21 protein-coding genes are annotated in these 26,803 nt (G+C 55.5%); all 21 read left to right on the top strand.

What is annotated here, in order from left to right:
- The first annotated feature begins 16 nt into the window (after window positions 1-16).
- Window positions 17-502, top strand: a complete 486-nt coding sequence (atpF, locus tag FFV09_RS08490) for a F0F1 ATP synthase subunit B (protein ID WP_141447431.1) — start codon at window positions 17-19, stop codon at window positions 500-502.
- Window positions 499-1,044 (top strand): F0F1 ATP synthase subunit delta, encoded by a 546-nt coding sequence (locus FFV09_RS08485; protein WP_141447430.1) that lies wholly within the window; start codon window positions 499-501, stop codon window positions 1,042-1,044. The genes atpF and FFV09_RS08485 overlap by 4 nt, the downstream gene beginning before the upstream one ends.
- 18 nt (window positions 1,045-1,062) lie before the next feature.
- Complete coding sequence (atpA, locus tag FFV09_RS08480; protein WP_141447429.1) at window positions 1,063-2,577, top strand: F0F1 ATP synthase subunit alpha; 1,515 nt, start codon at window positions 1,063-1,065, stop codon at window positions 2,575-2,577.
- A 234-nt stretch (window positions 2,578-2,811) separates the two neighbouring features.
- Window positions 2,812-3,675 (top strand): ATP synthase F1 subunit gamma, encoded by an 864-nt coding sequence (atpG, locus tag FFV09_RS08475; RefSeq protein WP_141447428.1) that lies wholly within the window; start codon window positions 2,812-2,814, stop codon window positions 3,673-3,675.
- Window positions 3,676-3,699: 24 nt separating this feature from the next.
- Window positions 3,700-5,100 carry a F0F1 ATP synthase subunit beta gene (atpD, locus tag FFV09_RS08470; protein WP_141447427.1) on the top strand — a complete coding sequence of 467 codons (1,401 nt, stop codon included), beginning with the start codon at window positions 3,700-3,702 and terminating at the stop codon, window positions 5,098-5,100.
- A 31-nt stretch (window positions 5,101-5,131) separates the two neighbouring features.
- Entirely contained in the window at window positions 5,132-5,554 is a 423-nt protein-coding gene (locus FFV09_RS08465; protein ID WP_141447426.1) for a F0F1 ATP synthase subunit epsilon, read from the top strand.
- Window positions 5,555-5,886: 332 nt separating this feature from the next.
- Window positions 5,887-6,141: a DUF1146 family protein gene (locus FFV09_RS08460; RefSeq protein ID WP_141447425.1), complete on the top strand. Its 255-nt coding sequence runs from the start codon at window positions 5,887-5,889 to the stop codon at window positions 6,139-6,141.
- 162 nt (window positions 6,142-6,303) lie between these two features.
- On the top strand, window positions 6,304-7,650 hold the full coding sequence (gene murA / locus FFV09_RS08455) for a UDP-N-acetylglucosamine 1-carboxyvinyltransferase (RefSeq protein WP_141447424.1): 1,347 nt from the start codon (window positions 6,304-6,306) through the stop codon (window positions 7,648-7,650).
- Window positions 7,651-7,855: 205 nt separating this feature from the next.
- The gene (gene mreB / locus FFV09_RS08450) at window positions 7,856-8,854 is read left to right on the top strand and encodes a rod shape-determining protein (RefSeq protein ID WP_141447423.1); all 999 of its coding nucleotides are present in this window, start codon (window positions 7,856-7,858) and stop codon (window positions 8,852-8,854) included.
- A 158-nt stretch (window positions 8,855-9,012) separates the two neighbouring features.
- Window positions 9,013-9,891, top strand: a complete 879-nt coding sequence (locus tag FFV09_RS08445) for a flagellar hook-basal body protein (RefSeq protein ID WP_141447422.1) — start codon at window positions 9,013-9,015, stop codon at window positions 9,889-9,891.
- A gap of 16 nt (window positions 9,892-9,907) precedes the next feature.
- Window positions 9,908-10,711, top strand: coding sequence for a flagellar hook-basal body protein (locus FFV09_RS08440; protein WP_141447421.1), 804 nt, complete (start codon window positions 9,908-9,910; stop codon window positions 10,709-10,711).
- 92 nt (window positions 10,712-10,803) lie between these two features.
- A complete protein-coding gene (locus tag FFV09_RS08435) occupies window positions 10,804-11,022 on the top strand; it encodes a DNA-directed RNA polymerase subunit beta (protein WP_246098505.1) in 219 nt (72 codons plus the stop codon).
- A gap of 229 nt (window positions 11,023-11,251) precedes the next feature.
- Window positions 11,252-11,683 (top strand): 3-hydroxyacyl-ACP dehydratase FabZ, encoded by a 432-nt coding sequence (gene fabZ / locus FFV09_RS08430; protein WP_141450396.1) that lies wholly within the window; start codon window positions 11,252-11,254, stop codon window positions 11,681-11,683.
- A gap of 52 nt (window positions 11,684-11,735) precedes the next feature.
- Window positions 11,736-13,448, top strand: a complete 1,713-nt coding sequence (locus FFV09_RS08425; protein WP_141447420.1) for a phospho-sugar mutase — start codon at window positions 11,736-11,738, stop codon at window positions 13,446-13,448.
- Between the two features lie 215 nt (window positions 13,449-13,663).
- The gene (locus tag FFV09_RS08420; protein WP_141447419.1) at window positions 13,664-15,682 is read left to right on the top strand and encodes a DUF5693 family protein; all 2,019 of its coding nucleotides are present in this window, start codon (window positions 13,664-13,666) and stop codon (window positions 15,680-15,682) included.
- A complete protein-coding gene (gene csaB, locus FFV09_RS08415; RefSeq protein ID WP_141450394.1) occupies window positions 15,655-16,782 on the top strand; it encodes a polysaccharide pyruvyl transferase CsaB in 1,128 nt (375 codons plus the stop codon). The genes FFV09_RS08420 and csaB overlap by 28 nt, the downstream gene beginning before the upstream one ends.
- A 9-nt stretch (window positions 16,783-16,791) precedes the next feature.
- Window positions 16,792-17,559: a WecB/TagA/CpsF family glycosyltransferase gene (locus FFV09_RS08410; protein WP_141447418.1), complete on the top strand. Its 768-nt coding sequence runs from the start codon at window positions 16,792-16,794 to the stop codon at window positions 17,557-17,559.
- A 101-nt stretch (window positions 17,560-17,660) separates the two neighbouring features.
- The gene (locus FFV09_RS08405; protein WP_141447417.1) at window positions 17,661-18,782 is read left to right on the top strand and encodes an MraY family glycosyltransferase; all 1,122 of its coding nucleotides are present in this window, start codon (window positions 17,661-17,663) and stop codon (window positions 18,780-18,782) included.
- 239 nt (window positions 18,783-19,021) lie between these two features.
- Window positions 19,022-22,600, top strand: a complete 3,579-nt coding sequence (locus FFV09_RS08400) for an S-layer homology domain-containing protein (RefSeq protein ID WP_141447416.1) — start codon at window positions 19,022-19,024, stop codon at window positions 22,598-22,600.
- 190 nt (window positions 22,601-22,790) lie between these two features.
- On the top strand, window positions 22,791-23,132 hold the full coding sequence (locus FFV09_RS08395) for a hypothetical protein (protein WP_141447415.1): 342 nt from the start codon (window positions 22,791-22,793) through the stop codon (window positions 23,130-23,132).
- 564 nt (window positions 23,133-23,696) lie between these two features.
- On the top strand, window positions 23,697-26,723 hold the full coding sequence (locus tag FFV09_RS08390; protein ID WP_170314967.1) for an S-layer homology domain-containing protein: 3,027 nt from the start codon (window positions 23,697-23,699) through the stop codon (window positions 26,721-26,723).
- Window positions 26,724-26,803 lie beyond the last annotated feature (80 nt).

Here is a 26,803-nt window from a genome sequence, read left to right as displayed (position 1 = left end):
GGAAGGAGTGACTCAGATGGATATTGTATGGTCTTCAATATGGATTACGCTGCTCGCGTTTCTGATTCTCTACTGGCTGCTCAGCCGCTATGCAATCGGACCCCTGATGTCCGTCATGGAGAAGCGCCGGGAATTGGTGCTTGGCCAGTTGAACGAGGCATCGGCGACGCGCGAAGAAGCGGCCGCTTACGTGGAACAGCAAAAAGAAGCGCTCCAGCAAGCACGCAAAGACGCTTACGACATCATTGAACAATCGAGACAGACGAGCGGCAAGCAGGCCGATCAACTGATCGCGCAGGCCAAAGAAGAATCCGTGCGCCTGAAAGACGAAGCGCTCCGCGATATCGAGAGCGAGAAGAACAAAGCCATGGCTGCCCTGCGCGGCGAAGTGGGACGCGTCTCCGTACAGATCGCTTCCAAGCTGATCGAAAAAGAGATCGACGAAAAATCGAACGAAGGCCTGGTCGATCAGTATCTGAAAGACGTAGGAACGAAGTCGTGAGCCGCGATACGCGGGTCGCGAAACGTTATGCGCGCGCGCTTTTCGAAGTGACTTTCGCCGAAGGCAAAGTCGCCGAGACTCAGGCCGAGCTGCGTGCCATCGCCGAAGCTTTCGCGTCTGATCCGGCTCTGAACAAGTTCGTGTCTTCGCCCGGCGTATCCGCCGAAGGCAAGCAAAAAGTGCTGAACGGCGCTTTTGCGGGCCGTGTCTCCGCACCGGTCATCCGCACGGTCGAACTGTTGATCGCACGCGGACGGACCCAGCTGTTCGGCGAACTGCGCGAAAGTTACGAACAGATTTCCAATGAAGCGCTCGGCGTGGCCGATGCCACCGTATACAGCGCGTTTCCTTTGACCGAAGAAGAGAAAGCCGCAGCCGTCGAACGTTTCGGCATGCTGACCGGCAAAAAAATTACGATATACAACGTGATAGACAAAAGCGTGCTTGGCGGCGCCAAAGTCGTGATCGGCAATACGCTGTACGACGGAAGCCTGGCGGGCAAGCTTGCCCGTCTCGAAAAGTCTTTCGAAAGACAAGCATAGTGACAGGGGGGAAACCACTTGAGTATCAGACCTGATGAAATCAGCACGCTGATTAAGAGCCAGATTGAACAGTATCAAAACGAAATCGAAGTTGCCGAAGTGGGAACCGTTATTCAAATCGGCGACGGTATCGCCCGCGCGCACGGACTCGATAACGTTATGTCGGGCGAACTGCTTGAATTCTCCAACGGCGTAATGGGCATGGCCCTCAACCTGGAAGAAGACAACGTAGGTATCGTTATCTTGGGTCCTTACACGGACATCCGCGAAGGCGACCAGGTCAAGCGTACGGGACGCATCATGGAAGTTCCGGTCGGCGAAGCGCTGCTCGGACGCGTCGTCAATCCGCTCGGACAGCCTGTCGACGGCAAAGGTCCGATCGATACGACCCATTTCCGCCCTGTAGAAGGATCGGCACCGGGCGTTATCGACCGGAAGTCCGTACATGAACCGATGCAGACCGGTATCAAAGCCATCGACTCGATGGTTCCGATCGGCCGCGGACAGCGCGAACTGATCATCGGCGACCGTCAAACGGGTAAAACGACGATCGCGATCGATACCATCCTTAACCAAAAAGGCAACAACGTGAAGTGCGTGTACGTCGCGATCGGACAGAAACAGTCCACCGTGGCCCAGGTCGTAGAAACGCTGCGTCGTACCGGCGCCCTGGAATACACGATCGTCGTGACGGCTTCCGCTTCGGACCCGGCTCCGCTTCAGTACATCTCGGCTTACGCCGGCTGCGCGATGGGCGAGTACTTCATGTACAAAGGCGAGCACGCGCTCGTCATCTACGATGACTTGTCCAAACAAGCCGCGGCTTACCGCGAATTGTCCCTGCTGCTCCGCCGTCCTCCGGGTCGGGAAGCTTATCCGGGCGACGTCTTCTACCTGCACTCCCGTCTGCTCGAACGCGCAGCCAAGCTGAGCGACGCTCGCGGCGGCGGCTCGCTGACGGCTCTGCCGTTCATCGAAACGCAGGCTTCGGACGTATCGGCATACATCCCGACGAACGTGATCTCGATCACCGACGGACAGATCTTCCTGGAATCGGACCTGTTCTATTCGGGTCAGCGTCCGGCGATCAACGTCGGTATCTCGGTATCCCGGGTCGGCGGCTCCGCGCAGATCAAAGCGATGAAGAAAGTCGCCGGTACACTGCGTCTGGATCTGGCCCAATACCGCGAGCTGCAGGCGTTCTCGCAGTTCGGTTCCGACCTCGACAAATCGACGCTGTCGCGCCTCAACCGCGGCGCGCGCATGATGGAAATCCTCAAACAGGGCGTTAACCAACCGTTGTCGGTCGAACAGCAGGTCGTAAGCTTGTACACGGCCGTAAAAGGCATGCTCGACGATATTCCGGTTGCCGACGTTCGCCGTTTCGAGCGCGAATTCCTCGCTTACATGACGACCGAGCATCAAGCGATTCTCGATTCGATCATCCAAACGAAGGATCTGACTTCCGACAACGAAAAAGCGTTGGTAGCCGCGATCGACCAATTCAAAAAAGGATTTGCGACGACGGCTTAATCGTCCAAGCGCATCTCTTCAACAGAAGCCTTCGGGGCTGCGAATGGGTAAAGCCGCGTCCTTTCCGTAAGGGAAGAGCGGCTTTGCGCATAAGCTCCGCCGGACCGGCTTCGCGACATAGAGACAGACACGATTTTTTTGGAATACATGCTTACGAGGTGACTTTGCTTCGCAAAGTCTTGCAGTAGATGCTTACGAAGTGACTTTGCTTCGCAAAGTCTGGAGGTGAACAAAATGGCAAAAGGAATACGCGAGATCAAGCGTCAGATCAAGAGTACCCAGAACACCCGTCAGATCACCAAGGCGATGGAGATGGTAGCGGCTTCGAAGCTGCGCCGCGCGCAGGAGAAGACCGAAGCGGCTCGTCCGTACTCCGAGAAACTGCGGGAAGTGGTAGCGAGCATCGCTTCCGCCAGTACGGGGATCCGTCATCCGATGCTGGAGAAGCGGGAAGTGCGCAAAACGGCTTATCTCGTCATCACTTCGGACCGCGGCCTGGCCGGCGGTTACAATGCGAATATCCTGCGCCGCGTATCCAACGAACTGCGCGACCGGCATACTTCGCCGGACCAATACGTGCTGTACGTAATCGGACGAAAAGGACGCGACTATTTCCGCAGACGCGGCATCGAGATCGCCGAGACGGTAACGGAATTGTCCGATTCGCCTTCTTTTGCGGATATCAAAGCGGTCGCGGCACGTGCCGTACAGGATTACGAGTTGGGACATACCGACGCGCTGTACTTATGTTATAACCAGTTCGTCAACGCGCTTACCCAGATTCCGCAGGTCGACGCGCTGCTGCCGATGGAGCCGGTCTCCTTCGACGGGGCGACGCAGGCCTACGAATTCGAGCCTTCGGCGGAAGCCGTACTCGGCGAACTGCTGCCGCGTTACGCGGAAACGCTGATCTACAAAGCGGTGCTCGAAGGCAAAGCGAGCGAACTCGGCGCGAAGATGACCGCCATGGGATCCGCGACCAAGAACGCTTCGAAGTTGATCAACGAATATACGCTTACTTACAACCGGGCGCGTCAGGCGGCCATTACCCAGGAAATTACCGAAATCGTGGCGGGCGCGAGTGCCGCACAAAGCTGAAGCTTGTAGGAGGGAAAACCAAGCATGAATACAGGACGCATCATCAGCATCACGGGTCCGGTTGTCGACGTGGAATTCGAACGCGGTCAGCTTCCGGAAATCCTGAATGCGCTCAAGATCCAAAAAGCGACGGAAAACGGCGAAACCATCGAACTGACTCTGGAAGTTTCCAACCATCTGGGCGACAACACGGTGCGCTGCATCGCGATGTCTTCCACCGACGGCTTGACGCGCGGAAGCGTGGTCATCGACACGGGCGCCCCAATTTCCGTGCCGGTCGGCGACATTACGCTGGGACGCGTATTTAACGTTCTCGGCGAGCCGATCGACGAAGCGGGCGAAGTCGTATCCACGATCAAAAACCCGATTCACCGTCAGCCTCCTACGTTCGACGAACTGTCGACGCAGGCGGAAATGCTCGAAACCGGCATCAAGGTTATCGACCTGCTCGCTCCTTACGCAAAAGGCGGCAAAATCGGCCTGTTCGGCGGCGCCGGCGTAGGCAAGACGGTTACGATCCAGGAACTGATCAACAACATTGCACAGGAACACGGCGGTATCTCCGTATTCGCGGGCGTCGGCGAACGCACGCGCGAAGGTAACGACTTGTACCACGAGATGAGAGAATCCGGCGTTATCAGCAAAACGGCCATGGTATTCGGTCAGATGAACGAGCCTCCGGGCGCGCGTTTGCGCGTAGCGTTGACCGGTCTGACGATGGCAGAGTATTTCCGCGATCAGGAAGGCCGCGACGTACTGCTGTTCGTCGACAACATCTTCCGCTTCACCCAAGCCGGTTCGGAAGTATCCGCCCTGCTGGGTCGTATGCCTTCGGCCGTAGGTTACCAGCCTACGCTGGCTACCGAAATGGGTCAGCTGCAGGAACGGATCACTTCGACCAAGACCGGTTCCGTAACGTCGATCCAGGCGATCTACGTACCGGCGGACGATTATACCGACCCGGCTCCGGCGACGACTTTCGCCCACTTGGACGCAACGACCAACCTGGAGCGTAAGATCTCCGAAATGGGTATTTTCCCGGCCGTCGATCCGCTCGCTTCGAGTTCGCGGATTCTGGCTCCGGACGTCGTGGGCGAAGAGCACTACGACGTTGCCCAAGGCGTCAAGCAGCTGCTGGCCCGCTACCGCGAGCTGCAGGACATCATCGCGATCCTCGGTATGGACGAGCTGAGCGAGGACGACAAAGTAATCGTATCGCGTGCACGTAAAATCCAGCGCTTCCTGTCGCAGCCGTTCCACGTTGCCGAAGCCTTCACGGGCCTCAAAGGCCGTTACGTTCCGGTCAAGGAAACGATCCGCAGCTTCCGCGAAATCCTCGACGGCAAGCACGACAATCTGCCGGAAGCGGCATTCCTCTTTGTCGGCACGATCGAAGAAGCCGTCGAGAAAGCGAAAACCCTGTAAGCTGCCAAGCTTTGGGTGAGGAGGGATAGAAGTGAGCACCTTTTTGCTTGAAATCGTTACGCCGGAGCGCCTTATCTACTCCGGCGACGTCAGCCGCATCATCGCCAAAAGCGTCGAAGGCGACATGGGCGTGCTGCCGGGACACATCCCGACAGTCGCTCCGCTTCAGATCGGCGCGCTCACGGTCCAGCATGACGGCAAGCGCTCGCACATTGCCGTGCACGGCGGCTTCCTTGAAGTTCGCCGCGACAAGGTCGTCGTGTTGGCCGAAAGCGCCGAACTGCCGGAGAGCATCGACATCGACCGCGCACGCGCGGCGAGAGAAAGAGCCGAGATGCGTCTCGAAAGCGGAAAAATGCACCAGGACGAAGTCGATTACATGCGTGCGGAGTTTGCGCTCAAACGGGCGCTTACCCGTCTCGACGTAACCAACATGGACATCGTGAACAAATAACGCAAACCGATCTCTCCGGAGATCGGTTTTTTGCATCTTTCGCTTATTTCCCCGGAAATAATTTTCGGCAAAGTCTAATGAAAAAAATCCGTATGCCGATAAATCAAAAAGACCTGTCGGACAAGCCTTTCCCAATGAAACGCTTACACGTTTTAAGCGGGCAAGCAAAACCCAATTAATCGGCTGCGAAGGAAAGTAATGGTCGCTTTTTTGCAAAATTTGTTCGAAATGTGCTGGATTCTTCGGCCACTTCCCCGTATTATAGAGGAGTCCGCAAAAATATCGTTATGCGGATCGGAGCACGACCGGACGAACGAAAGGAGTGAGGGACGATGGGTGAAAACGCCCTGGCATCTTTCTCGCAAACCGGAGTTTTCGGTATTTTGTCCATGGTCATATCGCTGGGCTGTATCCTCTTGTCCTGGTGGGCGCTGCAGAATTTGAAGCTCGATCTGATCATCCGTCATCCGCAGAGCCCGCAGGGGAAAATGCTGCATGTGCTGCTGGCGATAGTGCTCGGGCATTTCGTCGCAAAATTCATGTTGGATTATATCGGATGGTCCCAACTGCTTAGAATGGGATTCTAAAGAACGAAATTGTTTTAAGTCGGAGTGCTTGGGTTAATCACTGATTAGGCCTATTTGCCCTCATGACTCACAAGACGAACCGACCTTCAAGTCGGCATGTGCACAATACCACAAACAAACACACAATTAAACGCAAATTAAACGCGCGGAGGGAATACGTAGATGAGCAAATTTATCGTCCGCGGCGGCAAACGATTGACCGGAACCGTGAAAGTTAGCGGAGCCAAAAATTCGGTGCTTCCTATCATCGCTGCCAGTCTGTTGGGACAAGAAGGAGAGAGCATCATTTCGGATGCGCCTCCTCTTGACGACGTCATGACCATCAATAAAGTTTTGGAATCGCTAGGAGCGGGCATTACATACCAGGATGAAGTCATCCGCGTAGATGCACGAAACCTGACTTCATCTGAAGCGCCTTACGAATGGGTGAGCAAGATGCGCGCCTCCTTCCTCGTAATGGGGCCTTTGCTTGCGCGCTTGGGCTCTACCCGCATCTCGATGCCGGGCGGATGCGCCATCGGTACGCGCCCGATCGACCTGCACCTGAAAGGGTTCGAGGCGATGGGAGCGACTGTCACGCTGGGCGAAGGATACGTCGAAGCGAAAAGCGACGGCAGACTCCGCGGCGCGAAAATCTATCTCGACGTAGCCAGCGTGGGCGCTACCGAGAACATCATGATGGCAGCCACGATGGCTGACGGCACGACGACGATCGAGAACGCGGCGAAAGAGCCGGAAATCGTCGACTTGGCCAACTATCTGAACGCCATGGGCGCGGTTGTTCGCGGCGCCGGTACGGGCACGATCCGGATCGAAGGCGTCGAGAAGCTGATCGGCGCTCCGCACACCGTCATTCCCGACCGGATCGAAGCGGGCACCTACATGGTAGCCGCAGCGATCACGGGCGGCGACGTGTACGTCGAAGGCGCGATTGCCGACCACCTCGGTCCGGTCGTAGCCAAGATGGAAGAGATGGGCGTAACGGTACTGCCGGACGAAAACGGCATTCGCGTTATCGCCGACAAGCCTCTGCGCGCCGTTGACATCAAAACGCTGCCTTACCCGGGCTTCCCGACGGACATGCAGTCGCAGATGATGGCGCTGCTGCTCAGCGCGACCGGAACGAGCGTCGTGACCGAGACGGTGTTCGAGAACCGCTTCATGCACGTCGATCAGTTCAGCCTGATGAACGCCGAGATCAAAGTCGAAGGCCGTTCTTCGTTCGTGACGGGCAACACCAAATTCGTGGGCGCCAAAGTAACGGCGACCGATCTTCGCGCGGGCGCGGCGCTGATCTGTGCCGGCCTCGTAGCGGAAGGCACGACCGAAGTAGGCGGTACGCACCATATCGACCGTGGCTACGTCAACCTGACGGAGAAGCTGGTCGGTCTGGGCGCAGACATCTGGCGCGTTTCGATGCCGGAAGCGGCAGCTGAGACGTCCGCCGCGGCGGAAACGTCCGTGCGTACAGAAACTCCGATGTTTAACGTTCAGCCGACCTGGGCCTAAGCCCGGGAAGACGCGGACACCGTTCCAAAACCCAAGTTCATTCGAACTTGGGTTTTTTGCGCTTCAGAGCGGGATTTCCCTTGAATTTCCGTTGATGTAGAGCCTATAAATATGGTATGTTAAAAGCTGGTAGTTTGCAGGGCGCCGACGGAAGCGCGCAGTAAAAAAAGCCGAATAACAAGGATGCTGGAGGCCGCGAAAAGACATGTTGAGCAAGGATATCGGAATCGACCTGGGCACGGCGAACGTGCTGATTTACGTAAAGGGCAAAGGCGTCGTCATCGATGAGCCGTCGGTTGTGGCAGTGGAGAAAGAGTCGAAACGCGTGCTGGCTGTCGGCGAAGAAGCGCGCCGCATGGTCGGACGCACGCCCGGCAATATCGAAGTGGTGCGGCCGCTGCGCGACGGCGTCATCGCGGACTTCGATATTACGGAAGCGATGCTGCGTTACTTTATTAACAAAGTGGGCGGTCGCAGCTGGTACAGCAATCCGCGGATTTTGATCTGCGCGCCGACCAACATCACCTCCGTCGAGCAAAAAGCGATCCGTGAAGCGGCCCAGCGTACCGGAGCGAAAGACGTTTATCTGGAAGAAGAACCGAAAGCCGCGGCGATCGGAGCCGGCATGGACATTTACCAGCCGAGCGGGAATATGGTCGTCGATATCGGCGGCGGCACGACCGACGTGGCCGTCCTGTCGATGGGCGACATCGTGACGTCCTCCTCGATCAAAGTGGCGGGCGACACGTTCGACGAATCGATTATCCGTTATATCAAAAATAAATATAAGCTGCTGATCGGCGAACGGACGGCGGAAGATCTCAAAATCAATATCGCTTCCGTGCATCCGGACGGACGCCAGGCCGAAGTCGATATCCGCGGACGGGACATGGTAAGCGGCCTGCCGCGCACCGTGTCCGTCACGTCGGCCGAAGTCAAAGAAGCGCTGGACGAGTCGGTCGCTTTGATCGTTAGCGCCGCGAAGTCGGTGCTGGAACGCACTCCGCCGGAACTGTCGGCCGATATCATCGATCGCGGCGTCGTGCTGACGGGCGGGGGAGCCCTGCTGCACGGCCTGAACGACCTGCTGGCCAGCGAACTGCGGGTGCCGGTCTGGATCGCGGAAGACCCGATGCACTGCGTAGTCAAAGGAACGCAGAAGATGCTGGACCATCTCGATCAGACCGCAAAGAAAAAATTCTGATTTTCGCTTAATTATTTTCCGAATCTGCCGATATATATAACACAAGGCCGAGGGGCTTTTTTAAAGGCGCCGACGGCAGGGGAACGGACGGAGACAGCCGGGATTCATACACGAAGGAACAGACCGCATCCGCGATATCGGAAAGGGGAACACATCGAATGCTTAGAGGATTATACACGGCAACCGCAGGCATGATGACGCAGCAGCACAGACACGACACCGTTACGCAGAACATCGCCAACCTGAACACGACGGGGTACAAGCAGGTAGAGAGCGTGGCGCGTTCTTTTCCGGAAGTCATGGTGGCGCTGCAGAACGGTGACGAAGGCCGCGACAACCGCAGCGTGGGCAAGTTGAACACGGGCGTGTTCGCCGAAGAAAGCATTTCGATGATGGTACAGGGCGACGTGACGGAGACGCTGTCTTCGGACGACCTGGCTCTCACTTCCGATATTCAACTGGCCAATCCGCAGGGCGGCAACTTCGTGTTCGACGCTTCCGGCAAAGCGGTTCAGGGGAACGGCGATACGGTCTATAAGCCTCAGGCGTTTTTCAACGTACAGAATCCGCAGGGCGGCGTCAGCTACACGCGTGACGGCGACATGCATCTGGGCGTCGACGGACGTCTCCTGACCTCGATGAACCAGAGCGTGCTCGGACAGGACGGACAGCCGATCGTGCTGGCCGGCACGATGGACGACTACTGGGTACGGGAGAACGGAACCATTTTCAACAAAGCGACAGGGGCGGCTTCGGGCCGCATCGGCATAACGGTCGCGGAACGGCCGAACGAACTGACGCGAGACGGCGAAGGCTTGTTTACGGAGAAGACGCAGGGCGGAGCTTCGCTCCGGGCGGCTACCGACGCCGACCAGTTCGACGTGAAGCAGGGTTACCTGGAGCGCTCGACGGTAGACGCGGCCCAGTCGATGGTCGACATGACCGCCGCGCTGCGTGCATATGAAGCGAACCAGAAGGTCGTGCAGTTCTACGACAAGAGCCTGGAAAAAGCAGTTAACGAAGTCGGAAGAGTCTAACTAAGGGGGCATATTCATGAATAACTCGATGATCGGCGCCGCGGTAACGATGAACGGCCTCCAACGGAAGCTCGACCTCATTTCGGACAATATCGCAAACGTCGATACGGTCGGCTACAAAGCCAAGCAGGGCAGTTTCCAGGACGTCTTGACGCGCGTGCAGCAGCAGGGAGATTCGTTCCAACTGGGCGGACGCCGCACGGATGCCGGATACAACCTCGGCTTCGGCGCGCGAATGAGCGAAGTCACGATCGACCTGACCCAGGGGCCGCTTAAGGAAACGGGCAGCCTTTCGGATCTCGCGATCGAAGGCAACGCCGTATTCGAAGTTCAGGTAAACGGCGAGAAAGCGTGGACGCGCGAAGGCGGATTCCAACTCGCTTCGCTCGGCGACGATGCCCGGAACGTATATCTGATGACGAATCAGGGACACCCGGTCATGGGCACGAACGGACAGCCGATCCGCATCCCGGCCAACTCCAAGCTGCAAGTAGACAGCGACGGCAGCGTCCGGGCGCTGAATCCGAACGGCACGAGCACGGCGGCCGGCCAGATCTCGCTGGCGCGTGTGAATCGTTCGGAAGGACTGGTTCAGACGGAAGGCAACACCTTTGTGCTTGCCGAGGGCGCGAACGAAGCGGAAGTACTCGGCAACGCCGGACAAGCCCAGGTCAGACAAGGTTACGTGGAGCAATCGAACGTCGACCTGACCGCGCAGATGACCGAACTGCTGCAGGTGCAGCGCGCGTATCAGCTGGCCGCTAAGGCGCTGACTTCAAGCGATACGATGGCGACGATCGCCAACGGCATCCGTCAGTAATCGAATCACGTATAACTAAAAGTAATCAACAATAAGTCCGAAGCTCCGGCAGATGCCTGGGGCTTCGGACTTTGCGGCAAGGAGGGGTAGAAGTGGAAAAGGTGATGGACGAGCAGAACGAAGTTCCCGTACGCCGTAAAAGAAAGTTCGGCAGAAAGGCGCTGCGTTTTACTCTTTTCCTGCTTTTTTTCATCGTATGCCTGGCCGGAGGACTGGTGTTCGGCTACGTGTACGTCGGCAAGCAGCCGCTGGAAGAAGCTTTTCAGCCGGAAACGTGGGTGCACGTGTTCGATCTGGTGTTTGCTCCGTAGCAGCGGCGGGGACGCAAGCCTTCGGCACCAAGCGCGAAGTTCGCTCGGGAACGGCGTTTTGGCACGGTCCAATATTTGAAAAAGCCATGCCCTGTCGGGTAAGGCAGAGCCGCTTGTCGGGCCATTCGGCCCGGGGCGGCTTTTTTGATGCCCGGTTTTCCGCGATTTCTTTTTACGTCGGGAAACTGTATAATGATGGGGGAAATTGCCGAAGGGAGTTTTGCTCGTGATTTTGGATTCGCAGCAGATTCAAGAGATTATTCCGCACCGTCCGCCGTTCCTGTTGGTGGACCGGATTCTGGAGGTCGAACCGGGCAAGCGCGCGGTCGGCATCAAAAACGTAACCGTTAACGAACCTTTCTTTGCCGGACATTTTCCGGGTTATCCGGTCATGCCGGGGGTATTAATAGTTGAGGCTCTCGCCCAGGTCGGAAGCGTCGCGATGATGATCGTGGAAGAAAACCGCGGCAAGCTCGGGTTTTTTGCCGGCATCGACGGATTCCGTTTCCGGGGGCAGGTCAAGCCCGGCGATACGCTGCAGCTTGAGGTCGAGATGACCCGCTTCAAAGGGATGATCGGAAAAGGACACGCCGTGGCGAAAGTGGACGGAAAAGTGGTAGCCGAAGGCGACATGATGTTTGCGCTTGCGAACCGCGAATAACCGCACGGTTGCCTCTTCACCCCAACAATCCGGACAGGGAGGTACAAGAATTATGTTGAACGAAAAAACCGCGGCGGTGGTCAGCCAATGGCTGGAAGACCCAAGCATCGACGAAACGACCAAACAAGAGCTGCGCGCGCTGGAATCGCAGCCGGAAGAACTGGAAGATCGCTTTTACCGGGAGCTTGAATTCGGAACGGGCGGACTGCGCGGCGTGATCGGCGCCGGCAGCAACCGCATGAACCGGTATACGGTAGGCAAAGCGACGCAGGGCCTGGCTGAGTACATACTCGAAACGGCGCAGGGCAAAGACGGGCAGCCGTCCGTCATCATCGCGCACGATTCGCGCCATTTCTCGCCTGAATTTTCGCTCGAAGCGGCATTGGTCCTGGCGGCGAACGGAATCGTGGCCAAGCTGTATCCTTCGCTGCGCACGACGCCGCAGCTGTCGTTCTCGGTGCGCCATCTGCAGGCCGACGGCGGCATCATGGTCACGGCGAGCCATAACCCGCCGGAATACAACGGCTACAAAGTGTACAACCATGAAGGCGGACAGCTCGTACCGCATGAAGCGGAACGCGTGATCAGCCTCGTGCAGGGCGTGCAATCGTTCTCCGCAATCAAGCGTATCACCCGCGAAGAAGCGGAAGCGCAGGGTCTGCTGGTCTGGCTCGGCGACGCCGAAGACGAAGCGTTCATCGAGACGGTCGCAAGCCTGTCCCTGAGCCGCGAGCAGTTGGCCGCGGGCCAGGGCAGCGATCTGCAGGTCGTGTTCACTCCGCTGCACGGAACGGGCAATCTGCCGGTACGCCGCGTACTGGAGAAGATCGGCTTCAAGAACGTCGCTGTCGTGCCGGAGCAGGAGCAGCCGGACGGCGACTTCCCGACCGTCAAATCGCCGAACCCGGAAGAACGCGAAGCGTTCACGCTCGCGATGAAGCTCGGGGAACAACTCAATGCCGACATCCTGATCGGCACCGATCCCGACTGCGACCGCGTAGGCGCCGTCGTACGCAACAAGGAAGGCCAATACGTCGTCCTGAGCGGCAACCAATCGGGCGCGATCATGGTCGATTACGTGCTGGGCCGTATGAAAGAAGCGGGTACGCTGCCTAAGAACGGCGCGGTCATCAAAACGATCGTGACCAGCGAGATGGGTGCGGTTATTGCCCGTCATTACGGCGCGGAAGTGCTGAACACGCTGACGGGCTTCAAGTACATCGGCGAGAAAATGAACCAGTTCGAACAAAGCGGGGAGCACACTTTCCTGTTCGGCTACGAAGAAAGCTACGGCTACCTGGCCGGCAACTACGCACGCGACAAGGATGCGGTGCTGGCCTCTATGCTGCTGGCCGAAGCGGCGGCCTACTACAAGACGCAGGGCAAGACGCTGTACGAAGTGCTCGAAGGTTTGTACGAGCAGTTCGGCACATTCGTCGAACGCCTGGAATCGCGGACGATGAAAGGCAAGGACGGACTGGCCAAAATCCAGTCGATCATGTCCGATTGGCGCGAGAACCCGCCGACCGAAGTGGGCGGCGTCAAAGTCGTGCAGACGCTCGATTACGCGCAGGGCATCGACGGCCTGCCGTCGGAGAACGTGCTGAAGTACATGCTGGAGGATGACTCCTGGTTCGTGCTGCGTCCGTCGGGCACCGAGCCGAAGATCAAAGTCTATTTTGCGGTACGCGGCGATTCGCTCGCGGACGCGGAAGAAGCGGTAGGGCGCCTTGTGGCTGCCGTCACCGCGCGCGTGGATGCTTAACTTTAACACTTAAGTCGGCTTGGAACGATTGCTGTACCTACATCGAGACGACCGCGAACCCGCTTGTGCGCGTTCGCGGAAGTTTTTCCGGAATTCCCGAGGATGCCTCTTGCCAAAGCGCGCCGAAGCGGCGCGTTTCGGCAGGGGGCGTCTGACTTATACAACTTGAACAATGCCGGATGCGCAAGTCGTGCCGGCAAGGAGGTATATCGAACTTGAGTCAGAAGTGGCGGCAGTGGAACAAAGCTGCAAGTAAAGTGTTGTGGATCCTGGTGATCCTGGGAATAGTGGCTTCTCTTCCGGTCGCGTACGACCGCATCCGGACAGAAGGCACGTCCAAAAACGTGGAAATGATTTTCGATTACCGGGACCTGATCCAGGTATCGTCGTACCAGGGCAATCCGAACGCTTTTATCAATGAACAGCTCGACGTACTTCAAGAAGCCGGCATTCATACGATGGCCATTTACCAGGCTACGCTGACCGAGCTGTCCAACTCCCGCAGAATTACGGTATACAGCGAGCAGGATGCGGCACGTCTGACCGGCAAAGTGCTGACGGCCAACGAGAACGCTACATATCTGCTGTTTACGGACGCGGAGAGCCAGAGCCGGATCGAACCGATCATCCGCAAAGCGTTCGCCAGTCAGGAGATCGCCGTTGCGGACTGGTCCCTGAACGGACGAAACGGTCTGAAGATCGCGACTCCGCTGCAAAACGCCGTGCTCAAAACGATGGAACCCGACCCGATCTCGATGGAACGATTGGAGCAAAAAGGATTCCATCTGCTGCCGCGTATGGGCAACAGCGCCATTTACGATCAGGAAGCACTGGCTTCGCTGCTCGATCGATTCAAAGCCGCAGGCGTGGACCGCATTTTGTTCGACGGTGAAGAAACGCCGGGCTATGCGGAAGAGCCGGAAGACCGGCATCTGGACGAATTCGCCCAACTGCTGAACGAGCGCGGAATCGGTATCGCCGCGATCGAGAATCTGCGCGGAGCCCAGCGCGGGTTCGAGACGTTGGCAAAAGAGACCAACTATAACGTCGCCCGCCTCTATTCGCTCAGCGGACGCGACTCGGCGCTCGATCCGGACATTCTCGCCGATCGTTTCGCCCTGGCCGCCAAAGACCGCAACATCCGCATGATGTTTATTCATACGGCGGTTCAGACGAACAGCGTCGAAGGCAAAATTACCGACACGATCGAGAATATCGTCGAAAGCCTGGAAGGACCGGAAGGCGCTATCCAGCGCATTCAAAATTACGGTTTCGAAATGGGCACCGCGTCCGCGTTTGACGTGGCCGAAATGGCCGGGCAGAACTATTTCCGCTGGATCGCCATTATCGGAGCGGTCGCTCTGGTCGCGCTGCTGGTCTCCATTTTCGTGCCGCCGCTGACCCTGCTGTCCTTCGTGTTGGGATTGGTCGGAGTCGCCGGACTTTACGTGCTACGTCCGCATGTCATGGAGCAGGCGCTAGCGCTGTTCGCCGCGATCAGCGCGCCGACGATCGCGATGGTCTTCGCCGTTCGCAAAATCGATCGCCTGCATGAGGTTGGGCAGACAATGAGCACCGGCAGGCGGTTGGCGCACAGCATTTTGCTGTTCCTGCGCACGAGCGCAATGTCGCTTATGGCCGTTCCGTTCATCATCGCGCTGCTCCATCACGTTACGTACCAGCTCGTGCTGGACCAGTTCCGCGGAGTCAGCCTGCTGCATTTGGCACCGATCGCGCTGACCGCGTTGTATGTATTGTTTTATCGTAAAAACTCGGCATTCGGCAGCGTGGGCAAAATCATGCGCATGCCGGTTACGATCGCGATGGTCGTCATCGTGGCGATCGCCGGAGTGGCCGGACTTTACTACCTGTCCCGTACCGGAAACAGCGGCAGCGCAAGCTCCCTGGAGATCGCGTTCCGCAACCTGCTTGAGAATACGGTCGGCGTGCGTCCGCGTACCAAAGAATTCCTGCTGGGCCATCCGATCTTCATTGCCGGTATTTTCGTAGCGCTGAAATATCGTCATGCAATCTACGTGCTTATCATCGCGTCGATCGGCCAGCTGTCGATGGTCGATACATTCGCCCATATTCATACGCCGATTTGGATCTCCCTCGTCCGCGATCTGCTCGGAATCGGCTTCGGCATTATCGTCGGCCTGGTGTTCGTGCTCTTATGGCAAATCATCGAAAGGTGTTGGAAGAAATGGTCTCCGCTGCTCGCAAGATTGTAATATCGGGCTACTACGGATTCCGCAACAGTGGGGACGAGGCGGTGCTCAAGTCGATTCTGACCGCGCTGGAACAGGAAGGGAAACGGATCGGCATCGCATTCGAGCCGATCGTTCTCTCCGGGGATCCTTCCTGGACGTCGGGTATTTACGGCGTCAAGGCGGTGCACCGAATGAATATGAAGGAAGTGCGCCAGGCGATCAAGGAAAGCGACGGACTGATCAGCGGCGGCGGAAGCCTGCTGCAGGACGCGACCAGTGCCAAAACGATTCCTTACTACATCGGCGTGATCCGGCTGGCCCAATGGATCGGCAAGCCGGTGTTCATCTACGCGCAGGGCGTTGGTCCGGTCAGCCGCAAGTTTTTCTACCCGCTGATCCACGGTGCGTTCAAACGCAGCGCTTACGTATCGGTGCGCGATCAGGAATCCGCGCAGCTGCTGCATGCGATGCGGATGGACGGAAGCCGGATCGAAGTGGTGCCGGACCCGGTGATGGGACTGCCGCTGCCCGCGGGCGCGACGTCGAAATTTCCAGCCGAGAAGCCGGGCGACCTGCCGAAGATCGGCATCTCGGTCCGATTCTGGAATCCCGACCGGACCGAACTTGCGGGCATCGCCGACGGCCTGCGCAAATTGGCGGAGAGCCGCAGCGTCCACTTTTGCTTCCTGCCTTTTCACCTGCCGGACGACGAAGCCGCTTCGAATTACGTGATCGAACGGATGGGCGACGTCAAATCGCTCGGTTCGAAGATCACGACGCGTCAGACGGAAGATCCTCAGGCGATGCTGCTTGAAGTCGGCCGCTGTTCGGCGCTTGTCGGCATGCGTCTGCACAGCCTGATCTATGCCGCTTCCCAGCGTATTCCGCTTGCCGGCATTTCGTACGATCCGAAGATCGACAATTTCCTCGGCCGGTTAAAAGTCAAAGCGATCGGCACGAGCGAAGAAGTGCGCCCGGAGCGTCTGGCCGAAGAGCTGGCGCATCTGCTGGACGACGCCGAGAGCTGGAAATCGGACCGCGAGCCGCTGATTGCCGGTCTTCAAAGCGAAGCGGCGCGTCCCGCGCGGGCGATCGCCGAATATTTTGCACAAAAAGGATGAGCGAAACTTATGAGTCAAATCCATCTTGAAGACGGAGTCCGGCAGGTGCCGGTCACTTCGATCCTCGGCGTGAACGTCTCGAAGCTGGGCATGCGCGATACGGTCGACGTGCTGGAACGCGCCGTCGCTTCGGGCAAACCGCATCAGATCATTACGGCGAACCCGATCATGATCATGGCGGCGCTCGAGAGCGAAGACAATATGCGCGCGATGCGCGAAGCCGAACTGATCGTGCCGGACGGCGCGGGCGTCGTGTGGGCAGCCGAAGAATTCGGCGATCCGGTCGCCGAACGCGTCGCCGGATTCGATCTGCTGCACGAGCTGATGAAGCGCGGCGAGCAGTTGGGCTGGACCGCGTACCTGCTGGGAGCGGCGGAGGAAGTGGTTCAGGAAGCGGCAAGCCGGTTACAGAACCAATATCCGAAGGTTCGAATCGTCGGCGTCCGCAACGGATATTTCGGCGAGTCCGAAAATGCCGGCGTGATCGAACACATTCGCCAGGCGAAGCCCGATCTGCTGTTCGTGGCGCGGGACGCCAAGACGCAGGAGCCGTGGATCGCGCGCCATAAGCAGGAATTGGGCGCCGCGGTGATCATGGGCGTGGGCGGAAGTTTCGACGTAATCTCCGGCAAAACGAAGCGCGCTCCGGTGTTCATGCAGAAGCTGCGCCTCGAATGGTTTTACCGGCTGGCGAAGGAACCTTCGCGCCTGCCGCGGATGATGGCGCTGCCCCGGTTTATGCAAACGGTCAAAAAAGCGAAAAAAAGCACGGAATAAGCAGCTTTTTACGCCGAAAATCGCATATTCGTGCTGGCATTCAGCCGCGGGGCGCGGTATAATGATTCCCGGTTGAAACACATTGGAGGTTTGAGACAAACATGTTCATTGTCTATATTCTCGGTTTCGTACTTGCGCTCGGATTGGCTCTCGGTTTGACTCCGCTCGTCAAGCGGTTCGCCATCAAAGTCGGAGCGGTAGACGTGCCGAACGCAAGAAAAGTGCATACGCGCATCATGCCAAGACTCGGCGGACTCGGAATTTTTCTCGCTTTCGTCATCGCGCTGCTTGCCGTTCTGCCCTTCCTTCCGTTCGATTTGTCGCAGCGGGACGGGAACTTTATCAAGGCCTTCCTGACGGCCGGTACGATCATCGTGCTGACCGGTGCCCTGGACGACCGGTTCGACCTGAACGCCAAACTGAAGTTTCTTATTCAGATCGGTGCGGCTTCCGTCGTCGTGTTCGGATTCGGCATCAAAGTGGATTTCGTCAACATACCTTTTATGGATGCATATTCTTCGCTTGAAAACTGGATCGCCATTCCGCTGACCATCTTCTGGATCGTCGGCGTGACGAACGCGGTCAATCTGATCGACGGTCTCGACGGCCTGGCGGCCGGCGTGTCCGGCATCGCGATCGGCACCATCCTCGTGATGGCGCTGATCAACGGCAACCTGCTGGTAGCGATGCTCTGTCTGCTGCTGCTCGGCGGAATCGTCGGTTTCCTGTTCTTCAATTTCCATCCGGCCAAAATCTTTATGGGCGATACCGGCTCTCTTTTCCTCGGATTCAGCCTGGCCATGCTCTCGCTGCTCGGCTTCAAGCAGATCGCCGTCCTGTCCTTCATCACGCCGCTGATCATCATCGGCGTGCCGCTGTCGGATACGTTCTTCGCGATCGTGCGCCGCAAGCTGCAGAAGAAGCCGATCTTCGCCCCGGACAAAGGCCATTTGCACCACTGCCTGCGCGAACTCGGGTTCAGCCACCGCCAGACGGTGCTGATCATTTACGGCATCGCGGCATTCTTCGGCATTCTGGCCGTCATCCAATCCGCTTCCGCCATGTTCGAAGCGAACTGGGTCACGTTCGTCGTCATCTGCGTCATGATGTTCTTCCTGCAGATCGGCGCCGAAGTCATCGGCCTCGTCGGCCAGACCAAGCGTCCCGTGCTGCGATTCCTGGCGCGCTTCAAGGTGAAGCCGGGCGACCGGACGGAACCTTGAGTCATTTTCGCAAGCATCAAGAGCCTTATTCCATCTTTCCAAGATGGGGTAAGGCTTTTTTTATTCATAAATTAAGGGTTTTTTATAACATATTGCAGGGACAGGGCCGATAAAAAAGATAACGACGCGTAGTAAGAGTAAGCAGGAACAGTAAAGCGGGAAATGAGGGAGATCCATTGCGGAATGGCAACAACAACACGACGTTCATTGAACGTACGTCGAAAAGGGGAGCTGTACAAGTGGGTAAACAGGGCATTAAGTCTCTGCTGAGCTTAATGATGGCAGTCGTATTGATTTTCACCCTGCTTCCGGTCTATCCGGCAGCAGCGGCAGGCGGAAGCTTGAAAATCACCAATTTGAGTCCCGATATCAAGGCGCCTACCAACAGCGCCAACGGCAAGATTGACATTATCGGTACGTTTCAGGATGTGAACACGTCGACGATCACTTACGTGATCGAATCGATGGTAGGAGATAAGGTTGTCGGCAGCAGCAGCGGCGGCGACCGTCAACCGGATACGGGAGACAACAAGACGTTCAAGTTTTATCAGGTCAACGTGAAATCGGGACTTAACCGGATTACGGTCAAAGCGACCACCACGACCGGCCAGGAAGTTTCGAACCAGGCTTACGTCACGTTCATCGATGCTCCTAACCTTTCTTCCGTAAAAGTCGGAGCCGAAGATACGCAGGAAAACGTTCCGTTCGTCGTATCCTCGCAGACGCCTTCCATTACGGTAGAAGCTCCGAACGCAGCCGACGTCACGCTGAACGGCAATTCGATGTTCAGCGGCGGAGCCGGCACGTTCTACGCCACGCCGACGTTGACGCAGGGTTCCAACAAGCTGACGTTCGTAGTCAAGTCGGCTACGTCTTCGTACGCGGAGACACGGACACTCGTGTATTACGACGGCAACGCACAGGTATACAATACCAAGATCGGTACGACGGCGATCGAGCCGAATACGACCGTCGAAGGTTCGCCGTCCGGACAGCTGTCCGGCGAAGTCGTCATCGCCATGCCGGCAAGCGGCACGGCACCGAACACGCTGGACGGCAAGATCACGTTTAACAAAATCGTAGACAACACGCCGCAGGTGTATACGAACTTCAATGAAGCCAGCGTTACGCTGACGAAAAAAGATACGGTAGGCACTTCGCTGGTCATCTACAGCTTCCGGACGACCGCCTCCGTGGATGCGCTCGATTCGGGCTCGTATCAACTCGACCTGCGCGTCAACAGCCAACAGCGCGCAACCGTAAACTTCAAAGTGCGCGGAACGAACGATTCTTACATCAAAAGCATTTACCAGCTCTACGGAGTGACGAACGGCGCAAGCAGCATCAGCTCTTACAGCAGTAAAGTTCTTTTCGATGCGGGCACGTCTCCGTATGTTTCCGTTCCTGAACTTCCGCTGTGGATCGCCGTCGATACGGGCAACTCCGCCGCGGTCAATATCAAAGTCGACGGTACGGCGCTGCCGGCCGGCAACTACAAAGCTTTTACCGATTCGAGCGGCACAGGCTATAACGTGTACCAAATCACCAAGCTCCAAAGCGGACGCCAGACTCTGACTTTCGAATACGGAAGCGATTCGGTCTCCGTTCCGATCAACTATCAATCCGCTCCTTATATCCAGGTGACCAACCTGTATAACGAGCAGGTCTTCACGAGCGCCGAAGACGTCAAATCGGTTCAAGGCCGCCTGATTAACTTTACGGCAGCCACCAATACGGTTACGGTCGAATACAGCGGACGGACCAAAACCGTGACGTCTACGGACGGAACGTTCTCGCTCAGCTCCGCGGATTTCCCGCTGACGCTGACGCCGGGCTCCAACACGCTGACGCTGTCGGGTACGACGGACGGCAAAAAAGTCTCGACGACGCTGAATTTGTATCTGATCGAAAACGACAGCATTCAAATCGAAAATTTCCATCCGCTTCCGGTCAATTCCCTGACTCAGGACAATGCACTCTTTATTCCGGGGGAAAAAGACAAGTATACGACGAATGAATTGTCGATGGACGTCGAGTTCGCCATTACGCCTGCCGATACGGCAGACGAAATCATCGTGCGTCTGGACGGCAACAAAAAAGAAACGCGCCTGACTCGCGGAACCGGCACTTCGTGGTCCCAGTCCACGGGCGAACTGAGAGTAAGTTCCAAAGCAGGCACCGTAAACGGGTTTATTATCGAAGATCTGTCCCTTCCGACGACGGGCGACCTGAAAGTAACCGTATTTGTACGCAAAGGAACTTCGACGACATCGAAGACGCTGACGGTAACGCGCGAACTGCGTCCGTACACGATTTTGTCGCCGAAACTGCCTAACGAAAGCGTCATTACGCAAAACTTCCTGGATATCAGTATCCAAGCCGAAGGCGCGACAAGCGTGCTCGTGGGCAAACTGACTCTTGAAAAAGGCGACAAAGACATTTTCCGCGGCCGTCTTACCGGATTGAAAGCGGGCAAAAACACTGTTAAGTTCGTAGTCAATGCCGGAAAGACCAAAACCAACGGAACGTTCGAAGTGAACTACTCGTCCGAAAACGTACAGGGCGCGCAGTACAGCACGACGATGCCTTCCGGCGGCAAGCTCAAACTGTTCAAAGGGGATCTGCAAATTTCCCTGCCAAAAGGAACGCTGCTGAGAGAAATTAACCCGACGCCGGGCAGCCAGTCTCCGACGATCAGCTTGTTCGACAAGCAGGAATTGATCGCGGGAATCGCGAGCCCTCTGGATGGACGCACGCTTAAAATTTACAATCAAGTCAACGTAAACGACGGTCAGGGCGGATACCGCGACGGCCAGTTGAAACTGCTGGAATCCAACGGTACGATGATCAGCCGCATGGTGCCAAAGCCGCACTTCGGTTATGCTTCCAACTTGTACTGGACCGATGCCGGGTACTTCACGTCGACCGCTACAAGCGACGATTACAAAACCGTTCCGGGCAACCAGCCTTACACGACTCCGGGCTTCGAAAGCCGTTCGTCCAAGCAGTGGCTGGAACCGACCCAAACCGGTACGATCACCATCAAGTATGACCCTAAACTGGTCGATGCTTCGGCCGGCAACCTGGGGATCTGGAGATTGAACGGCAACGAATGGATCAACTTGGGCGGTACCGTCAACAAATCCGCTAAAACCGTTACGGCTCCGCTCGACGGATTCGGTTATTACGCCGTACTCGGCCTGCGTTACAGCTACGGCGACGTCATTGCCCAATCCGACCTGCGGGAATCCGTAGAGATGATGATGTCCCGCGGCGTGATGAAAGCCAAAGATGCCAACGAATTCGGCGTCAACGAAGTCATTACGCGCGGCGAGTTCGCGACGATGCTGGTGAGAATGCTGAACATTCCGCTGGATTACGACGAAGACATCACCAAACGTACTTTCGATGACGTGGGTCCCGTGACGAACCAGTACATGGATTATCGCTACATCGAAACGGCCGTACGCAAAGGGATCATTCGGGGTACGGGTCCGAGAGTGTTCATGCCTTACAACACGCTCAGCCGCGAAGATGCCACGATGATGATCGCCAGAGCGATGAACCTGAAGCTTACGGATAACACCAAAGCCAAAGCCGGTCTCGAAAAAGCGTTTACCGACGCCACGACCATCAATGCCAGCTACGCAGGCGCCGTTCTCGCGGTGACCAAAGGCAAGTATATGGAAGGCAAGGCCAACAAACTCGAAGAAGGCCAGAAGAAGGCGACGTACCGCTTCGATCCGAAAGCGACGTTCACGCGTGCCGAAGCTGCCGACATCGCAGTCAAGGTTATGAAGAAAATGAAGTCTCTGTAAGCTTGCAAGAATGATTTCGATTTAACGCAACTAAACTGAAGCATGGAGCGTCTCTATATTTTGGAGGCGCTTCTTGCTTTTTCTATGTCTGTACGCTTGAAAGATTGTCTAAAACCGTTTTTGTAATTTAAAGCAGTTTACGTTAAAATAACGAATAACAATACTTACTGCGAAGGTGGAAAACGTAGCGATGAAACCGATTAAGTCGAAAGCCCAGATCGATTACATGAAAGCCAAAACAAAGTTCGAGGAACGTTCCAAGGTATTGGAAGCACGTGTAGCCGAAGAACAGAAGACCGAAGAGGTTGAACAGGAACTGATGGAGAAGCTGGTCATCGAGACCGGATTCCACGACGCGTTCAACGAATTGGCAGAAGCCGAGAACGAGCTGATCTCGTGGTCGCATGCCACGATCAAGCACGACAAGACGTACAAGGACAACAAGAAGCCGATCGACGAAATGTACGAGAAGCTCGATGTCGATCCTCAGATGCGCGCCCGTATCATCCAGCTGGCTCTGCGTATTCGTTAAAAGCGGCTGCGTCCGGAGTTTGTAACCTTCTATAATAGAAGAACAAGATAGAAGAACACAAAAAGCGTCGATTCCCGGCGCTTTTTGTGTTTATAAAGATAAAAAGCGGTTTAAGTAAATGAGTGGACATCTCTCATAATGAGGAAAAGCGCTAGAAGTTACAGACATTTTAGAAAAACGAAAAAAACTTTTAAAATGCCGCAACTTTATTGTAACCTTCAGCGTCTAATCTATTGAGTGTCAAAACAAGACGCCTTTAGCTCCTGATTTTCCAAAGATTGGCCTTAAATCCGTAAAGTTGTGAGCGCTTGTGCGAAAATGGACTTTACGGCGGTTAGCGACCAATGTATAATACGGGAAGCGGGACTGGGTATCCTTTGTCTTTGCACTTACTTAACTACCGGTTTCAAGTTTCTGTGATACCCGTCACAGACCTTATTTATACTTATTTACCTGCTCTACTCTGGAAAGGGGGTGCAATCAGCGATTGGTAACATGAGCGAATGCGAACCGACTACAGACAAAAAAAACACAGCTTTACTCCAAGGAGGAGAACAAACAAGTATGAAGAAAATTGTATCCCTGGCCCTTTCTACGGCTATGGCTCTCTCGATGTTCGCTTCGGTAACATCGGCAGCAACGCTTACTACGCAAGAAAAGTATAACGCACTGGTTACTCAAGGTATCTTCGCCGGCTACCCAGACGGCAACGCTTACCTCGACAAAGACATGACTCGCGCTGAATTCGCGAAAGTAGTAGCTCTGCTGACTGGTCTGGAAACTTCGACTACTGGCACGAACTCCTACCAGGATCAAAACTATGCGAACGCTTGGTACAAGCCTTTCGTTGAAGCCGTAACGAAAGCCGGCTACATGCAAGGTACAACAACTGGAACTAAAAAACTGTTCAACCCGAACGGTAAAGTAACAGTTCAAGAAATGGCAGCTACACTGGTACGCGCAGCTAAGCTCGAAGTTCCAACTACGGGCATCAACAATAGCGCATCGGCTTGGGCCAAAGGCGAAGTACAAGCTGCAATCAACGCTGGCCTGATCAGCGGAACGTCGAACTTCACGGCAGCAGCAACACGCGGCCTGCTGGTTGACACAGCTTACTCGTACCAAACTGCAGTCGTTAAACCGGCTGTAACTTCGTACGAAGTAACAGACAACGGCGCAACTGTAGTGTTCACGCTGGCTAACGGTGAAAAAGTAACAGTTAAACCTACAACGGCTCTTAAGCCTAACGTAGCTACAACTGTAACATTCACTTACGACGGCAAAGATTACAGCGAAAGCGTAACTTGGAAAGTAACGGACGCTACTAAGGTTGACAGCGCTGCTGCAAGCAACCTGAAGCAAGTAACTGTAATGTTCGACGGACAAGTGGACAAGGTTTCCGCAGAAAACGTCAACAACTACAGCATCCCGGACGTAACGATCGAAAGCGCTATGCTGTCGGCCGACAACCGTTCGGTTACCCTGCTGCTGGCTGACACAGCCAACAACATGCTTACTAACAACCGTCAAACTTCGGTTAAAGTTAGCAACGTGAAGCAAAACACTGGAGCGACTGTAATCTCCGGCACTGTAAACTTCACACCTTCGGACGTAGCAGTTCCAACAATCACTGAAGTTAACGCTCTGGGCACTGGCGCAGTAGAAGTTATGTTCAGCGAGCCAGTTGTAGCTAGCTCCATCACAGTTGCCGGCATCAACATCGACGGCCGCGCAGTAGCTGCAAACTTCAACTACGACTACGACAGAAACTCGGTTGTGATCGAGACTCCTCTGACAGTAGGCGAGCACACAATCAGCCTGTCGGGCGTACGCGATTACTCGGGTCTGGTAATGGCTCCGGTACAACGTACATTCACAGTAGTTGCGGACACGACTGCTCCTACGATCGCTTCGACAACTTCGAACGATCTGCGTGAAGTGACTGTAACATTCAGTGAGCCAGTTCGCAGCATTGCAAGCGCACGCGCTAACAATGTATCGACTCCAGCAAACGTTGAACTGTCCGGCAGAACGGCTAAACTGACGTTCTCCAGCAACCTGAGCTTCTCCGCTAACACGATTACGCTGACTGGCGTAACGGATTACAGCGGCAACGCTGCTCAAACGCTGACAGCTACAGTAACGCCTACACTGGATCTGACTGCTCCTACCGTACTGGGTACTAGCGTTGGTACAGCAAACGGCAACTACTATGTAGACGTTCAGTTCAGCAAAGCTGTAAACGTTGCTGGAACCGAAGCGGGTTCGGCTCTGAACCGTAACAACTACACGCTGAGAAGCACAAGCGGCGCAGTTGTAACGAGCGCAGGTCTGACTAGCGAAGGACATCCGGTTGTAGCTCCTGCAACACAAGGAACGAACAACCGTACCGTTCGCATCACGTTGGGTCCTACAACGGCTCTGACAGCAACTAGCTACACGCTGGAAGTAGCAGGCGTACGTGACGTGACAACGGCTCAGAACATTCTGACTCCGTACAGCGCACAAATCAACCTGACTCAAGCGGCTGCTGCTACCCTGGAACGCACTTGGGTTAGCGGATCGTGGGTATATGTTCAATTCTCCGGTCAAATCGCAACTAGCGGAACAGGGAACGCTTTGGAAGCAAACAAATACCGTCTGGCTAGAGCACTTCAAAACGGTACAGCAGCTGGAACTACTATTCTGACTGATCGCAATGCAGATGTAGAACCAGTAGGTGCAAACACAGTGCGCATCTACGCTAGAAACTTCTTGAACAATTCTGGTTCTGCTACAATTCTGGAAGGACAAGAATTGGTAGCAAGTTATGTAGGTAACACTTCCGGAAACTTCTTCACGACTCCGAACACTGAAGGCCGAGTTGAAGCAAGAAAAACTATTACTAATGCACGTGAATCGATCGGCGCTAACGGAACTCCAAGCGTAGGCAACGATCGCACAGTTGCAGTAACATTTGATGCTCCAGTATCCGGAGCAACAACAAATAATGTTACATTCAACTATGTAAATGCTGCAGGTGTAGAAGCGGTTGCGACTCCTTCTAACGTTGTTGCATCGAACAGCAACAAAACAGTAACGGTTACACTGCCAGATACTGTACCAGCTGATTTCACTAATGGCAGATTGGTATTCAGCACATTGAATGACCAGTTTGGCAACTCGGCTGCTCAAACTGTTCGTGTAACAAATGCAATCAGACCAGTTGGAACAGCAGCAACTGTTACAGCTCGCACTTACGCTAATTCGACAGATACCCTTACAGTACAAATCCCAGTTACAAGAGGCGTATATGTAAACGGTGGTGCTGAATCTGCTGCAAGATTGTTCACGCTCAACCTGGGTACGAACACTCCTGTAAAAGCAACAAGCGTTACTACAGCTAATAATGCTGTTGCAAGCAACACTTTGACAGTAATTTTCAACGTTCGTGATGCCGGCGCAGCTAGCGCTTCCGCAATCATTTCGTTCGATGGAACTGCTAACGCTACAACTAAGCAAATTGGCACATCTTCGGTCGTAAACGCAGATGACAATGCAGCTCTTGCTACCTTCAGCGTTAACGCTACTGTACCAGCACGTCAACAATAATTTCCTAATCTGATTTAATTCTCAATCAGACAAAGTTACGGAAAAACACCCCGGGACGCCGGGGTGTTTTTTTGTTTTAT

It is taken from the genome of Saccharibacillus brassicae (assembly GCF_006542275.1).
Lineage (GTDB): Bacteria > Bacillota > Bacilli > Paenibacillales > Paenibacillaceae > Saccharibacillus > Saccharibacillus brassicae.
Note: the sequence above shows the minus strand (reverse complement) of the source record. Positions and strands in the feature narration are given on the sequence as shown.